The organism is Bradyrhizobium tropiciagri, from assembly GCF_018130545.1.
Taxonomy (GTDB): domain Bacteria; phylum Pseudomonadota; class Alphaproteobacteria; order Rhizobiales; family Xanthobacteraceae; genus Bradyrhizobium; species Bradyrhizobium tropiciagri_A.
This window is the reverse complement of the sequence record NZ_JAFCKF010000007.1, coordinates 223,010-236,815: the sequence shown is the minus strand read 5'-3', so window position 1 is coordinate 236,815 and position 13,806 is coordinate 223,010. Positions and strand designations below refer to the sequence as shown.

The following is a 13,806-nucleotide window of genomic DNA, read 5'->3' as shown; positions in this document are numbered from 1 at the left end:
TTCCGACCGACGAGGTCAGGCAAATGCTCCGGGACTCCTTGCGCGGGTTTCTCGGCGAGCAGTGGGATGCCGATTGCCTCAGGCTTGGCGCCAAGCCGCAAGACATTGCGGCGATATGGGCCAGGCTGGTTGACCAGGGCGTTGCCGGTCTCGGCTCCGCTCCCGAGGAAGGGGGCTTGCGCGAGATCGCGGTCGTGCTCGCCGAGCTAGGGCGCGCGGCGTGTCCGGCGCCGATGTGGTCGGCTGCTCTGGCCAATTTCGCGCTTTCGACGGTAAGCTCGAAAGTGGCCGCAGATTGCCTGGTAAAGCTGCACGAGGGTGCGGCGCGGTTCGCCTTCTCGTTCGGGGCGCTCGACCCCGATGCGGGCGCCGGCGCAATCCGGGTTCGGGAGGGCAGAGCGGACGGGGTGCTCCGGCTCGTGGAAGCCGCAGACAGCTGCACGCATGTCCTCGTTGCCATTGACCCCGCGCTCCTGGGCCTCGTGGCGCTGGATGCTGCCGGTGTCGCAATTATCCCAACGAGGGCCATGGGTGCCTGGGGGGCTTGCGAGGTGCGTCTCAGTTCGGCGCCGATCAGCCTCGTCGCGATCGAGTTGGGCGTACTCGACGATCTCTTGCTGAGGGGAAAGCTGGCGCTGACGGCGCGAGCCCACGGTGCCGCCCAGCGTGCGTTCGAGCTCGCCACCGACTATGCCAAGGAACGGCATCAGTTCGGCCAGCCGATCGGCCGCTTCCAGGCCATTCAGCACAAGCTTGCCAATGGCTTCATTGCCCTGGAAGGGGTGCGGCTGATCATTGATCATGCGGCCAGGCTTCACGATTTCGGGGATCGCGATTGGCGCTACTTCGCCCATGCGGCAGTCGCCTTTGCCTGCGATGCCTTGCGGCGCGTCGCGCTGGAAACGCATCACGCCTTCGGCGCGATCGGTTATGCCGATGAGCACGAAGCTCCGCTGCATTTCAAGCGGGTGCATCTCGACACCGTCATGCTGGGCGGGGCAGCTCCGGCGAAGAAATGGCTGGCATCCGCGTTGCTGGAGCCCGGCAGTCCGGGCCTGCCCGAATATGATCTTGGCCCGGCGGGCAATTCGCTGCGCGCGCAGGTGAAGGATTGGCTGGAGCAGCATTGGTCGGGCGACCGGAAGGCCGAATTCGATCGCAAGCCGTTCGCCAAGCGCGAGTTCGATGCCGAGTTCGCGCGCGAGATCGGCAAGACGGGCTGGATCGGTCTCGGCTGGCCCCGGCAGTTCGGCGGCCAGGCCCGTTCGCCGCTCGAGCAGATCGCGTTCATGGAGACGATAGAGCGGGGCGAAGCGCCGCGCATCGGCGCCGCGATCCAGGCCAATGCCCTGATGATGTTCGGGACGCCCGAGCTGCAGCAGCGATATCTGCCCGAAATCCTGCGCGGCGAGGCCATGCATGGGATGGGATACAGCGAACCGCAGGCCGGCTCGGATCTCGCGGCGCTGCGCACCAGCGCGGTGCGCGATGGCGATCACTGGGTCATCAACGGCCAGAAGATCTGGACCACGACCTGGTGGGGCAAATACATGTTCCTGGCCGCGCGTACCGACAAGGACGCCAGGCCGCCGCACGCCGGCATCAGCATGTTCATCGTGCCCATGAACGCCGAGGGCATCACGGTCCGGCCGGCCACCACGATGTATGACGGCTCCTTCGCCAACATCTTCTACGACAACGTCCGCACTCCCCAGGAAAACCTCGTCGGCGAGGTCAATGGGGGCTGGAAGGTCCTGACCGGCGCGCTCGCCTTTGAGCGCGGGCTGGTCGGGGGCGGTATCGTCCTGCAGGTCGCTCACGCCTTCGAGCAGCTGCGCGGGCACGTGATGGAGAGGGACGCTGCGGGAATGGCGCTCAGCGACGATCCCATCGTGCGTGACAGGATAGCGTCGCTGGCTGCAGAGATCGAGATCGGGCGTCAATTGATGATGCATTGCGCCGAGCTTGCCGCGGATGGCATGACACCGCCGGAATACGGCGCGATCAGCAAGGTGTTCTCCGGGGAGCTGATGGAGCGCTTCGGCGAGGCGGCCCTCGACATCCTCGGCGCGAGGGCGACGCTGTCGGAGCAGATGCCTGGCGCGATCGACAACGGCCGTTTCGAGCAGAACCTGCGTCATTCGCTGATGTGGGTGATCAGCATCGGCACCAACGAGATCCAGCGCAGCCTAATCGCTCAACGAGCGCTCGGGCTGCCAAAATAGGGAGTGACCGCATGCAACCGCAGGAGACCACGAATCCGCCGCTCGAGGGCGTCCGCGTGCTCGACTTCTCGATCATGCTGGCCGGCCCCTATTGCGCGAGGCTGCTCGCCGATGCCGGCGCGGAGGTCATCAAGATCGAGCCGCCCGAGGGTGACAATATGCGTCTGCGGGCCCCGTTGCGGGGCGGCCAGAGTGCCTATTTCGGCCAGCTCAATGCGGGCAAGCGCAGCCTTGCGCTCGACCTGAAAAATCCCGAGGCGATCGAACTGGTTCGCCGGCTGGTCAAGGAGTCCGATATCCTGGTCGAGAATTTCCGGCCGGGCGTGATGGACCGGCTTGGCCTCGGCTACGAGGCGCTGCGCGCGATCAATCCGCGCCTGATCTACTGCTCGATCTCGGGCTACGGGCAAACGGGACCGGCCGCCGAGCGCGCCGCCTACGCCATGATCGTTCATGCCGAGAGCGGCTTCGACCGCTCGCTGATGCGGTATGCGGGCGATCGCGACCGGCCGGCGGCGGGGGCCGTTTTCGTTGCGGACGTGCTCGGCGGGATCTTCGGCTATTCGGCGATCCAGACCGCCATGGTCCAGCGCGCGCGAACGGGGACAGGCCAAAGGATCGACGTCGCCCTGATGGACTGCATGCTCAACCTGCTCGTCTACGAATTGCAGGAAGCGCAGTTCGCCCCGCAGGCGCCGCGCGCCGCCTATGGTCCGATCCGGGCTTCCGACGGCGACATCCTGGTTGCGCCGATTACGCCGCGCAATTTCGCCGCGCTGTGCGAGGTGACGGGGCAGGGCGATCTCGCGAACGACCCGCGCTTTAAGACGGTGCCGGGCCGCGCGGCCAACTGGAGCGCGATGATGCAGGTCGTCGAGAAATGGTCCGAGCAGCATACGGTGCGGGAATGCATGGCTGCCCTCGACAAGGCCGGCGTTCCCAGTGCCGAATATCGCGATCCGGGAGCCGCCTTGACCGACCCGCATCTCCTTCAGCGCGGCGCATTTGCGACGATTGCGGATCGTGCGGGGGAATTCCTGGGCGTCAATGCGCCCTGGAAGATGTCGTCCGGATCGACCGCCATGCGGCGGGAGATCCCCGCTGTCGGTGCCCACCGCGACGAACTGCTGTCCCGGGTCCTCGGCCTGTCCGGCGAGGCGATTGCCGGCCTTGCTGGCGCCGGAGTGTTTGGAAGCGTCAGCGCCCGGTCGAAAGGCTAGTTCACGTTAGCGCGCGGAGGCCACCGTCCATGAAGATCCTCGCCGCAATCGCACATGGGCCGCGCGATCCCTTCGAGATCGTCCCTTGCGAACTCTCGGCGCCGCGCGCCGGCGAAGTCCTGGTCCGGGTGCACGCCTGCGGCATCTGTCACACCGATCTGGCGGTCAAGTATGGGCACATTCCGGTGCAGATGCCCAAGGTTCTGGGCCATGAAGGCGCGGGCGTGATCGAGCAGGTCGGCCCCGGCGTGACGTCGGTCCGGCCCGGCGACCACGTCCTCATGAGCTTCGGCTCCTGCGGCGAGTGCGCCAATTGTAGCGACGGCGCGTTCGGCTATTGCGATCATTTTCGCGCCATCAATCTGTTCGGAAGCAGGCCCGGCGGCTCCGCGCTGTCACGGGGCGGGAGCGAGCTCGGCGGTCATTTCTTCGCGCAATCCGCCTTCGCGACCCACGCGATCGCCACCACCAGGAACATCGTCAAGGTCGATGCCGATCTGCCGCTGGACCTTCTTGCGCCACTCGGATGCGGAATCCAGACCGGCATGTGATCGGTCATGAACGTGCTGCGGCCACGGGCAGGCACCTCGATTGCGGTGTTCGGCGTCGGCGCGGTCGGCCTGTCCGCCATCATCGCCGCTCGGATCGTCGGCTGCTCGACCATCATCGCCGTGGATGTCGTGCCGGAGCGGCTGCGCGTTGCGCGCGAGCTGGGCGCGACGCATGCGGTGCATGGCGGTGCGGAGAATCCAGCGGCGGAGATCGCCGATCTCACGCAGGGTGGTGCGCATTTTTCACTCGACACGACGGGCGTGCCGGCGGCCGTGGCAAGCTCGGTCAATTCCCTGCGCGCGCGAGGCGTCAGCGCGCAGGTCGCGGCCCCACCTCGGGGAACGATGTATGCGGCCGAAGCCAGTGTGGTAGTCGGGCGGGGAATCTCCATCCGCGGCGTGGTCGAGGGCGATGCAAATCCACAGCTGTTCATTCCTCGCATGATCGGCTTCTTCCGCGAGGGCCGCTTGCCGCTCGACAAATTCGTCAAGACTTATCCGCTCGCAGGGATCAACGAGGCCGTTGACGACCTCGACAGCGGTCGCGTGGTCAAGCCCGTTTCTGACCATGGCGGGGATTGGGAGCGCCTAACAAGACATTAAACAAGCAGGGAGGAGGAACGATGCTCGACATCGCAACGGATAATGCAATCGCCGATCACAGAACCTACGGCAATGTCGGTCTGCAGCACCGGCTCTTCGGCGAACTGCGGCGCGACGATCCGGTCCATTGGACGCAACCTCAAGGGTATCGTCCGTTCTGGACCATTACCAAATACGCCGACATCATCGAAATCGAGCGCCAGGCCGATCGCTTCATCAACGCGCCGCGAACCAAGCTTCTCAGCATCGATTTCGAGAGCAAGGTGAGGGAGGCGATGAGCGGCAAGCCCATGCTGGTCCGGGCCTTGCCGCAGATGGATAATCCCGATCACGGCAAGTATCAGAAGCTCACCCACGCCTGGTTTCAGCCCCGGCACATCCGCACATTGTCCGAGCGCATGGCGGCGCTGGCGAAGGAGAGCGTCGATCGTCTGGTGGCGATGGGCAACCAGTGCGATTTCTACAATGATATCGCGATCTACTATCCCTTGCGGGTCCTGATGACCATCCTCGGCCTGCCGCGCAACGACGAGGAACGCCTGCTCAAGATCACCCAGGCCTATTTCGGCGGCGGCGATCCGGAGATGCAGAAGGGCTCTGACCTGATCGACGCTACCATCGCCTATGTCGACTATTTCAAGGACGTCGCGCGGGAGAGACGGAAGAACCCGCAGGACGACGTGGCTACGGTGATCGCAACGTCCGAGATCGACGGCCGGCCGATCGAGGATTTCGAGGCCTATTCCTACTATGTCGCGCTCGCGAGCGCGGGACACGACACGACGAGCGCAACGATCGCCGGCGGCCTGCTGGCCTTGATCGAGAATGCCGATGCGATGGCCCGCCTACAGCGCGACCCCGAGCTCCTGTCGGACGCCGCGGAGGAGATGGTGCGCTGGGTCTCGCCGGTCAAACACTTCTTCCGCACCGCAACGGCCGACTATGACATTCGCGGCAAGACGATCAGGGCCGGAGACAGCCTCCTCCTCAGCTATCCCTCAGGCAATCGGGATGAGGAAGCCTTCGATCGGCCCTTACAGTTCATTCCCGATCGGTCGCCCAACCGGCATCTCGGCTACGGCTTCGGCATTCACGCCTGCATTGGCCGGCACCTTGCCAAGGCCGAGATCGTGGCCTTCTTCCGCGAATTCCTCTGCAGGATCGAACGGGTCGAGCTCGCGGGCGCCTCGGCCTGGACCGAAACTTCGTTCCTCGGTGGCGTGAAACGCTTGCCGATCCGTTATTCAGTGCGATAGGGACGCGGTGCGGGCGCGCCCTCGAAGACAGGGACAGAAGTCAGGTCCCTGAGGACGAAGGCGCCGCGGCCTTGGCGATCGCGAGCATGCAGTTGAGGAAGTGGACGCGGTCCTCCTTGCTCAGGGGCGCAAGCAGAACGTCCTGAAGTTCGGCCGTGGCGGGGATAACCCCCAAAAGGGCTTCCTCGCCCTTGGTGGTGATCTGGACCTGGATTGACCGGCGGTCTTCCGCGTTGATTCGTTTCGAGATCAGCTTGCGCGCCGTCATGCGCTTAAGCATCTCGCTGAGCGTGTTGCGGTCGCTGCTGATGCGCACGGCGAGGGCGGACGGGGTGAGAGGACCATCCTGATAGAGCGCGATCAACACGCCGAACTGCCTGGGAGTGATGTCGCTTTGGCCGGTCAGGTCCTGGTAGAGCAGGTCATAGCGGGCCTCGAGCAGTCGAAGCAGAAACCCAACGCCCCCCTCGAGGCGCCAGTCGCGCGCGATCTCCACCGCGCTCGCACTCTTTCCCTTGGGCGCTGCCATGCCGTCTTTGACCTGAATTCTCCGAGAACGGCTAGGCGTTAGCAGCTTGTCCGGTGGCTCTCAACCCCGGGGCCGAATGGGCGTCGGGGGCTGCTTCGGGCAGAGCCGGCATCGCCAGATTTGCTATTGCAAGCCATTGGCGCAAGTAGTACGTATACGTAACAAAAGATAAGGCATTAAGAACCGCGCTACGGGGAGGACTGCTTGGATCTGCACGAGTTGCTGTCGATTCCCTATCTGCTCGAAGCCGAGGCGGTCGAAACCGAACCCGGTCGGTGGCTGGTGCGTCTGACCTATCCCGAACTGCCCGGCTGCAGCGCGGAAGGCGCTGTGGTCGAGGAAGCCCTGCGGGATCTCGAGCGGCGCCGCATCGAGACGATCCTCGGCCTCGTCGAGGCCGGGACAACGCCACCCATTCCGCGCCAGCCACTGGCTTCAGCCGATCCGCTCTGGACCGCACGCGATCTCGGACTGTCCGCGCGCGTCGCGGCGCTTCTGGGCGGTGCGACAGAGCAGGCCGGTGACGGTGCGCCATCGAAGGGGGAAGCGCATGCTCTCACGCGAAGACAATGAACGGCTCGTCAGGGTAGGCAAAGGCACGCCGCTTGGAGACCTGTTTCGCCTGTATTGGATACCTTTCCTGCCTTCTGCGGACCTGACCAAAGACGGCCAGTCAAAGCGGATCAGGCTTCTCGGAGAGGACCTTGTCGCCTTCAGGGATTCGGAGGGGCGCATCGGGCTGGTCGATCAGGCCTGTCCGCATCGCGGCGCGCCAATGGTGTTTGCGAGGAACGAGGATTGCGGCCTGCGATGCGTCTACCACGGCTGGAAATTCGACGTCACGGGCGCAACGACGGATATGCCGGCCGAGCCGGTCCGCAGCCGCCTCAAGGAGCGCATGAGGATCAAGGCATATCCGTGCCGGGAGCGCAACGGCATGATCTGGACCTATATGGGGCCCGATCAGGCTGATCTGCCGCCGCTGCCGAACGTCGAATGGAATCTGATCCCGCAGGAGCAGGTGCATGTCTCGCTGCGCGTGCAGGAGTGCAACTGGCTTCAGGCGGTCGAGGGTGAGATCGATTCCGCCCATGCGCCGTTACTGCATGGGCGCCTGGACACGCAGGGCACGACTAGCGCCTGGATACAGAAGCGCGATCTCCGTCCGACATTCGAATGCATCAAGCAGGACTTCGGCATGAGCATCGCGGCGCGGCGCAATTACGATGCCAATACGCTGTACTGGCGCGTCAATCAGTTCATGCTGCCGTTCTACACGCTGGTCCCGCCGCTGATGCCGTTCCCGGATCTCAGCGGTCATGCCTGGGTGCCTATCGACGATGAGAACACGCTGTGCATCATGTTCTCGTATCACCCCTCGCAACCCCTGCTGCCGAAAACCCGGCAGGTCTTTTCCGAAGGGCACAACGGTCGTGAGAGCGGGCATGCCAGCCGCGATGCACTGATCGAACACCCGGTGACGGTGCCTTATGCGGGCTATTGGACGAAATACAATCCGCAGAACGGCTTCCAGTTCGACTATCGGGCGCAGCAGACGACCTGGTTCTCGGGTCTGCCGGGCTTGTGGGTGCAGGACGGGGCCTGCCAGAGCGGCGTGTCGGCGATCTTCGACCGGACGAAGGAAAACCTCTGCTCGAGCGACACCGGCATCGCGATGACCCGACGTTTCATCCTCGAGGCGCTCGGGGCCTATCGCGACCACGGAACCAAGCCGAAAGGCGTGACGGACCCCAACGTGTTCATGGTCCGCGCGGTGTCGATGCGGCTGCTGCCGGAAGAGTCGTGGGTCGATCTCGGCGCACCCTTCATGCGCGCCAAACTCGGCGCTGATTTCGGATACGAGATGTGAGCCCTTCGATGCCAATCCCCCGAAGGCGCGCGCCATGAGCGACGGGTTGCTCGACGTCCTTGTCAAGCGCATCAGCTACGAGGCGGATGGGATCAATTCCTACGAACTGATCTCGCCGACCGGCCGCGATCTCGATCCCTTCACGGCCGGCGGTCATATTGATGTGCATCTGCCGAACGGCATGGTCCGGAGCTATTCGCTGGTCAACGATCAGCGTGAGCGCCATCGCTATGTGATCGCGATCAACAAGGACGCGGCGGGGCGGGGTGGCTCGCGCTTCCTGCACAACAATCTGAAAGCGGGTGACATCGTCAGGGTGTCCCAGCCCCGCAACAACTTTGCGCTCTGCGAGCAGGCCGAGCATTCGGTCCTGATCGCAGGCGGAATCGGGGTTACGCCGTTGCTGTCCATGGCCCGTCGTCTCGACGCCCTCGGACGGTCCTGCGAACTGTTCTATGCGGCAAGGGCGCCGCGCGGGGCGGCATTCCTCGACGAGATCGCAGAGCTCGCGGCGAAGGGACGCTTGAAGGTATGCCTCGACTTCGACGACCAGCGTTCCGGGCGTCTGTTCGATCTTGCGGCGGTCATCGACCGGGCGCCGGCCCAGGCTCATCTCTACTGCTGCGGACCGCAGCCGATGCTCCAAGCTTTCGAGGCCGCGGCCGCCAGTCGTCCTGCGGATCACCGGCATGTCGAGTATTTCCAGGCGACCGAAGCTCCCGCGACGGCGGGCGGTTTCGAGGTGAAGCTCGCCCGCAGCAACCGGACGATTCCGGTGGAAGCCGGAAAGACGATCCTGGAGGCGCTGCTCGAGGCCGGGATCGCGGCCAACCATGCCTGCTCGGAGGGGGTCTGCGGCACCTGCGAGACGCGTGTGCTCGAAGGCATCCCGGATCATCGCGACCAGTTTCTCAGCACAGACGAGAAGGCATCCAACAAGACAATGATGATCTGCTGCTCGGGCGCGAGGTCGGGCACGCTGGTGCTGGACCTCTAAGAATAACAAAGTTCGTCAACAGGGTGGAAACATGAAAGTCGCTTTAAGCGTTGCCGGAATAGCCTTGCTCCTCGCCGGCCTGTCTTCGCCTTCATCGGCGGCTGCGACGCGCACCATCAAGATCGGCATCCTCAATGACGCGTCGGGACCCTATTCCGACAATGCCGGTGAGGACTCCGTGACGGCGGCGACAATGGCGGCCGAGGACTTCATGGCGCAGCACCCCGACCTCAAGGTGGAGATCGTCTCGGCTGATCACCAGAACAAGACGGATGTCGGGGCGGCGATCGCCCGTCGCTGGATCGAGCAGGAGAAGGTCGACGCCGTCGCCGACGTGCCGAACTCCGCGGTCGGCCTTGCCGTCAATGAGGTGGTTCGTGGCGGCAAGGCCGCGCTGATCGCTTCCAGCGCGGCATCATCCGATCTGACCGGGAAATACTGCTCGCCCAACACGATCCAGTGGACGTTCGACACCTGGGCGGCGTCGCACACGATCGGCAATTACCTGGTTCGTCACGGCGGCAAGAAATGGTACTTCATCGCCACCGATAATGCGCTCGGCAAGTCCATGGTGCGGGACGGTGCGTCGGTCATCAATGCGGGCGGCGGCGCCGTGCTCGGATCGGTCAATGTTCCCATCAACAATGCCGATTACGCCTCGTTCATCCTGCAGGCGGATGCCTCCGGCGCCGACGTGATCGCGTTCGCCACCGCCGGTGGCGATACGGTCAGCCTAATCAAGCAGTCTGCCGAGTTCGGCTTGAAGCAGAAGGGCCTGACCTTCGCCGCGATGCTGACGACCACGAACGACGTCGAGGCCAGCGGGCTTGCGGTCGGGCAGGGGCTCATCATCACCCAGCCGTTCTATTGGGACCTCAACGAGCGAGCCGGGCCTGGTCGGCGAAATTCAGCGCGCGCCAGCATGACCAGTCGCCGACGGCGTTTCACGTCGGCGTCTATTCTTCCGTGCTGGCCTATCTGAATGCCGCATTGGCCGCGGGAACCAACGACGCGCAGGCGGTCATTCGCAGGATGAAGGAGCAGCCCATCGACGACGCGCTGTTCGGCCCGGTCGTGGTGCGGGCGGACGGCCGCGCCATCCACAACATGTACATCTTCAAGGTGAAGGAGCCGAAGGCGTCGAAAGGCAAATGGGACCTTCTCGACAATGTCGGCGTCCCGAGCGGACCCGATGCATTCCGCCCGATCGACCAGGGCGGATGTTCGATGGTCGAGCAGGCCAAGGGCAATTGACGCCGGTTGCGATCGGACCAGGGCTGCCGTGCGAAACATGATGGGTGCACCATGCTGGACGACATTGAAGCCGACTTTCCGGAGTACACCCCGCGGCCATCCGATGCGCCAAGGGCGCTCGCGGGAATCCGGGTCGTGGATTTCTCCCATTTCATCGCGGGACCATTCGCCACCATGATCCTTGCCGACATGGGCGCAGAAGTCATCAAGATCGAGGCGCCGGGGCGCGGCGACGATCTCCGGCGCTACCCGCCGGTGCATCCCGAACTCAAGGCCGGCGCGCCATTCGTCTGGACCAACCGCAACAAGCGCAGCGTTGCCCTGGACCTCAAGTCGCCGGACGGCGTCGCGGTGGCGCGGGAGTTGATCGCAAGGGCGGACGTCGTCGTCGAGAATTTCTCCAGCGGTGTCATGGAGCGCTTCGGGCTCGACTATGGGGCATGCCGGACCATCAAGCCTGACATCATCTACTGCTCGGTGTCGGCCTATGGACGCGAGGGGACCTTCGCCGACCGGCTCGGCTTCGATCCGATCGCGCAGGTCGAGAGCGGATTCGTGTCCATGAACGGTTATCCGGACCGCGAGGGCGTGCGGGCGCTGTCGCCCGTGATGGACATCAGCACGGCGATGATGGCCTGCAACGCCATCCTCGGCGCGCTGGTTGCCCGTGAGCGCAGCGGGCTGGGGCAGGCGGTCGAGGTCTCGCTGTTCGACAATGCGGTGCTGATGACCGGCTATGCCACGATGCAACATCTGTTCACCGGCGCCAATCCGCAGCGGCACGGCAACACCAGCCCCGATACCTGTCCCTCGGGCGTATTCCAGGCGCAGGATTGTGCCTTCTACATCAATTGCGGAAACGACAAGATCTTCCAGCGCCTGATGTCGCAGGTGCTCGAGCGCGCCGACCTTGCCGCAGCCGAGGCTTACGCGACGGGGCCCGATCGAATCAGGCGGCGGGAGGAATTGTTTGCGATCCTCGGCGAGGTCTTCGCGCAACGGCCGTGGAGCCATTGGCAGGCCCGGATGCGGGCGGCAGGTGTTCCCTGCGGGCAGGTCCGCATGGTCGGTGACGCGATCCGGTCGGCCGAAGCGCGGGAGCGCGGTCTCGTCACCCGCATTCCGCACGACACGCTGGGCTGGATCCCGAACGTCAGCCTGCCGATCCGTTATTCCGCGACGCCCGTCGTGGATCCCGTGGCCGCGCCCGCGGTCGGCCAGCATACCGGGGCCGTGCTGAAGGACCTGCTCGGCTACGACGATGCGCTTCTGGCGCGGCTCGCTGCGGCGGGCGTCTTCGGCGAGGTGGGGGCAGGGCCGGCCAGGGCGGGGCGGACGTGAGCGCGAAGGCGACCGCCGATCGCACGCTGAGAGGCCGCGTCGCCGTCGTCGGGATCGGCGAGACCGACTATTACCGGCACGGCGCGTCGCCCGATCCGGAGTTCAAGCTGGCGCTGAAGGCCATCCTGGGGGCGTGCAGCGATGCCGGCATCGATCCGCGCGACATCGATGGCTTTGCCTCCTACAGCGAAGAGCGGAGCGAAGCGTCCAGGCTTGCCGCGGCGCTCGGCACGCGCCGGCTTCGTGCCGCGACCATGCAATGGGGCGGCGGCGGCGGCGGTTGCTGCGCGGCCGTCGCCAATGCGGCGGCCTCGATCGTCGCGGGCCTTGCGGATTGCGTCGTCGTGTTTCGCGCGCTCGCGCAGGGCCAATATGGCCGGTTCGGGCAGACAACGGGCATCGACACGATCTCCGGCGAGAAGGCGTATCTGATGCCGTACGGCGTTCTGGCGCCGCCGCAGCGCTTCGCCATGCGCGTGCGCCGCTACATGCATGAGCACGGCGTCGGCCAGGAAGCGCTGCGGGCGATCGCGCTGGCTTCCTATCATCACGCGCAGGCCAATCCGCGGGCCGTCATGTACGGCAAGCCGCTGGACGCGGCCAAGTATGATGCCTCGCGCTGGATCGCGGAGCCGTTTCATCTCTACGATTGCTGCATGGAGAACGACGGCGCCGCCGCGCTCGTGCTGGTGCCAGCCGAGCGCGCCGGAGAATTTCGCAACAAGCCGGCCTATGTGCTGGGGGCCGCCGTCGGATCCGGATATTGCGCGGGCGCGATCCCGCACAATTCGCCGCATTACGCCAGCGCCGGCTTCGAAACCGTCGCGGCCGATCTCTACGCGATGGCTGGGCTCGGTCCGTCCGACGTCGGTGTCGTGCAGTGCTACGAGAACTTCACGGGCGGCGTGGTGATGGCGCTCGCGGAACACGGCTTCTTCGCGCCGGAGGAGGTCAACGATTACCTCGCCTTCGACAACCTCGTTGCGCCGTCGGGGCGGCTTCCACTCAACACCAGCGGCGGCAATCTGGCCGAGTGCTACATGCATGGGTTCGAACTCGTGCTGGAGGCCGTGCGCCAGGTGCGCGGAACCTCTACCAGCCAGGCGAGGCGCAATGATGTGGCCATGGTGATCGGCGGACCCATGGTCACGCCGGTCAGCAATCTTCTTCTCGGCTCGGAGGCGACGCTGTGAGCGGTGAGGCGGCCCGAACCTACCTTCCGCAGGGATTGCCGATTCCGGTCGCCGAGGCCGACGGCTTGTCGGCGCCCTACTGGCACGGATTGCGCCAGAGCCGCCTCCTGGTGCAGCGTTGCCGCCATTGCGCCACGTGGCAGTTCGGCCCCGAATGGATCTGCCACCGGTGCCATGCCTTCGATCCCGACTGGACGGAGATCGAGCCGCACGGGCGGATCTTCAGCTGGGAGCGGGTCTGGCATCCCTCGCACGCCGCGCTGAGGCAGCACGGACCCTATCTCGCCGTGCTCGTGGAAATCCCCCACGCCGGCGGCGTCAGGATGATCGGCAACCTGCTCGGCGATCCCGGGCAAGCGGTCTTCATCGGCGCGGTGGTGGACGGCGTTTTCGAGCACCATCCGCATCCGGAGCGGCCGTATTCGCTGCTGCACTGGCAGCTTTCGTCGGTCCGCTGACGCGAGACGAGCCTCCAAAAGGCCCTGGATTGTCTGAGCGAGAGCACGGTTCGCTGGATGTGGCCGCGAATACCATGAGGTTTTGCCAAGAGCGTATCAGCGCGTTGCCTCTGACGGAGTTTGAAACGGCGCCGCACGAGTCCGCGCTTGGCCCGCCTGGGTAAAGGGGAGGCTCTTTTTAATTTAGCGTAGGCGTTGGGAGCACTGAGCCGTCAGGAATAGCGAACCACGTGAACGCTGCTTTCATTTGGAAACAGCTGCCAAGCTATTGAATTTGTTACAGGGCATTGCGGGCCTTTTTTCCAAACG

Annotated in this window: 12 protein-coding genes and 1 pseudogene; 12 read left to right on the top strand and 1 reads right to left on the bottom strand. The window is 64.9% G+C overall.

The window, feature by feature from the left end; genetic code table 11:
- Positions 1-176: 176 nt before the first annotated feature.
- Genes JQ616_RS29080 through JQ616_RS29065 form a run of 5 tightly spaced genes read left to right on the top strand, consistent with a single transcriptional unit; the run spans position 177 to position 5,855 of the window.
- Positions 177-2,225, top strand: a complete 2,049-nt coding sequence (locus JQ616_RS29080; RefSeq protein ID WP_249137408.1) for an acyl-CoA dehydrogenase family protein — start codon at positions 177-179, stop codon at positions 2,223-2,225.
- 11 nt (positions 2,226-2,236) lie between these two features.
- Positions 2,237-3,445 carry a CaiB/BaiF CoA transferase family protein gene (locus tag JQ616_RS29075; protein WP_212020561.1) on the top strand — a complete coding sequence of 403 codons (1,209 nt, stop codon included), beginning with the start codon at positions 2,237-2,239 and terminating at the stop codon, positions 3,443-3,445.
- Positions 3,446-3,474: 29 nt separating this feature from the next.
- Positions 3,475-3,996 carry an alcohol dehydrogenase catalytic domain-containing protein gene (locus JQ616_RS39455; RefSeq protein ID WP_249137406.1) on the top strand — a complete coding sequence of 174 codons (522 nt, stop codon included), beginning with the start codon at positions 3,475-3,477 and terminating at the stop codon, positions 3,994-3,996.
- A gap of 6 nt (positions 3,997-4,002) precedes the next feature.
- On the top strand, positions 4,003-4,599 hold the full coding sequence (locus JQ616_RS39450; RefSeq protein ID WP_249137404.1) for a zinc-binding dehydrogenase: 597 nt from the start codon (positions 4,003-4,005) through the stop codon (positions 4,597-4,599).
- Between the two features lie 20 nt (positions 4,600-4,619).
- Positions 4,620-5,855, top strand: coding sequence for a cytochrome P450 (locus JQ616_RS29065; protein WP_212020560.1), 1,236 nt, complete (start codon positions 4,620-4,622; stop codon positions 5,853-5,855).
- A 40-nt stretch (positions 5,856-5,895) separates the two neighbouring features.
- Here JQ616_RS29065 and JQ616_RS29060 read toward each other — a convergent pair whose 3' ends face one another.
- Positions 5,896-6,384: a MarR family winged helix-turn-helix transcriptional regulator gene (locus tag JQ616_RS29060; protein WP_212020558.1), complete on the bottom strand. Its 489-nt coding sequence runs from the start codon at positions 6,382-6,384 to the stop codon at positions 5,896-5,898.
- A 204-nt stretch (positions 6,385-6,588) separates the two neighbouring features.
- Here JQ616_RS29060 and JQ616_RS29055 point away from each other — a divergent pair, with 204 nt between their 5' ends.
- The 7 genes and pseudogenes from JQ616_RS29055 (at position 6,589) to JQ616_RS29025 (ending at position 13,497) form a co-directional block, all read left to right on the top strand.
- On the top strand, positions 6,589-6,957 hold the full coding sequence (locus JQ616_RS29055) for a type II toxin-antitoxin system HicB family antitoxin (protein WP_249137402.1): 369 nt from the start codon (positions 6,589-6,591) through the stop codon (positions 6,955-6,957).
- The gene (locus tag JQ616_RS29050; RefSeq protein WP_212020556.1) at positions 6,935-8,254 is read left to right on the top strand and encodes a Rieske 2Fe-2S domain-containing protein; all 1,320 of its coding nucleotides are present in this window, start codon (positions 6,935-6,937) and stop codon (positions 8,252-8,254) included. Before JQ616_RS29055 ends, JQ616_RS29050 begins: the two co-directional genes overlap by 23 nt.
- 34 nt (positions 8,255-8,288) lie before the next feature.
- The gene (locus JQ616_RS29045) at positions 8,289-9,251 is read left to right on the top strand and encodes a PDR/VanB family oxidoreductase (protein WP_212020554.1); all 963 of its coding nucleotides are present in this window, start codon (positions 8,289-8,291) and stop codon (positions 9,249-9,251) included.
- Positions 9,252-9,282: 31 nt separating this feature from the next.
- Positions 9,283-10,505, top strand: a pseudogene (locus tag JQ616_RS29040) (ABC transporter substrate-binding protein).
- Positions 10,506-10,556: 51 nt separating this feature from the next.
- On the top strand, positions 10,557-11,846 hold the full coding sequence (locus JQ616_RS29035) for a CaiB/BaiF CoA transferase family protein (protein ID WP_212020552.1): 1,290 nt from the start codon (positions 10,557-10,559) through the stop codon (positions 11,844-11,846).
- A complete protein-coding gene (locus tag JQ616_RS29030) occupies positions 11,843-13,039 on the top strand; it encodes a thiolase C-terminal domain-containing protein (protein ID WP_212020550.1) in 1,197 nt (398 codons plus the stop codon). The genes JQ616_RS29035 and JQ616_RS29030 overlap by 4 nt, the downstream gene beginning before the upstream one ends.
- Positions 13,036-13,497, top strand: a complete 462-nt coding sequence (locus JQ616_RS29025) for a Zn-ribbon domain-containing OB-fold protein (RefSeq protein ID WP_212020548.1) — start codon at positions 13,036-13,038, stop codon at positions 13,495-13,497. Before JQ616_RS29030 ends, JQ616_RS29025 begins: the two co-directional genes overlap by 4 nt.
- The last annotated feature ends 309 nt before the right edge of the window (positions 13,498-13,806 follow it).

Excerpts from the sequence above, each read along its gene's own strand:
- JQ616_RS29075 (WP_212020561.1), top strand. The coding sequence starts at position 2,237 with ATGCAACCGCAGGAGACCACGAATCCGCCGCTCGAGGGCGTCCGCGTG.
- JQ616_RS39455 (WP_249137406.1), top strand. The coding sequence starts at position 3,475 with ATGAAGATCCTCGCCGCAATCGCACATGGGCCGCGCGATCCCTTCGAG.
- JQ616_RS39450 (WP_249137404.1), top strand. The coding sequence starts at position 4,003 with ATGAACGTGCTGCGGCCACGGGCAGGCACCTCGATTGCGGTGTTCGGC.
- JQ616_RS29065 (WP_212020560.1), top strand. The coding sequence starts at position 4,620 with ATGCTCGACATCGCAACGGATAATGCAATCGCCGATCACAGAACCTAC.
- JQ616_RS29060 (WP_212020558.1), bottom strand. The coding sequence starts at position 6,384 with ATGGCAGCGCCCAAGGGAAAGAGTGCGAGCGCGGTGGAGATCGCGCGC.
- JQ616_RS29050 (WP_212020556.1), top strand. The coding sequence starts at position 6,935 with ATGCTCTCACGCGAAGACAATGAACGGCTCGTCAGGGTAGGCAAAGGC.
- JQ616_RS29045 (WP_212020554.1), top strand. The coding sequence starts at position 8,289 with ATGAGCGACGGGTTGCTCGACGTCCTTGTCAAGCGCATCAGCTACGAG.
- JQ616_RS29035 (WP_212020552.1), top strand. The coding sequence starts at position 10,557 with ATGCTGGACGACATTGAAGCCGACTTTCCGGAGTACACCCCGCGGCCA.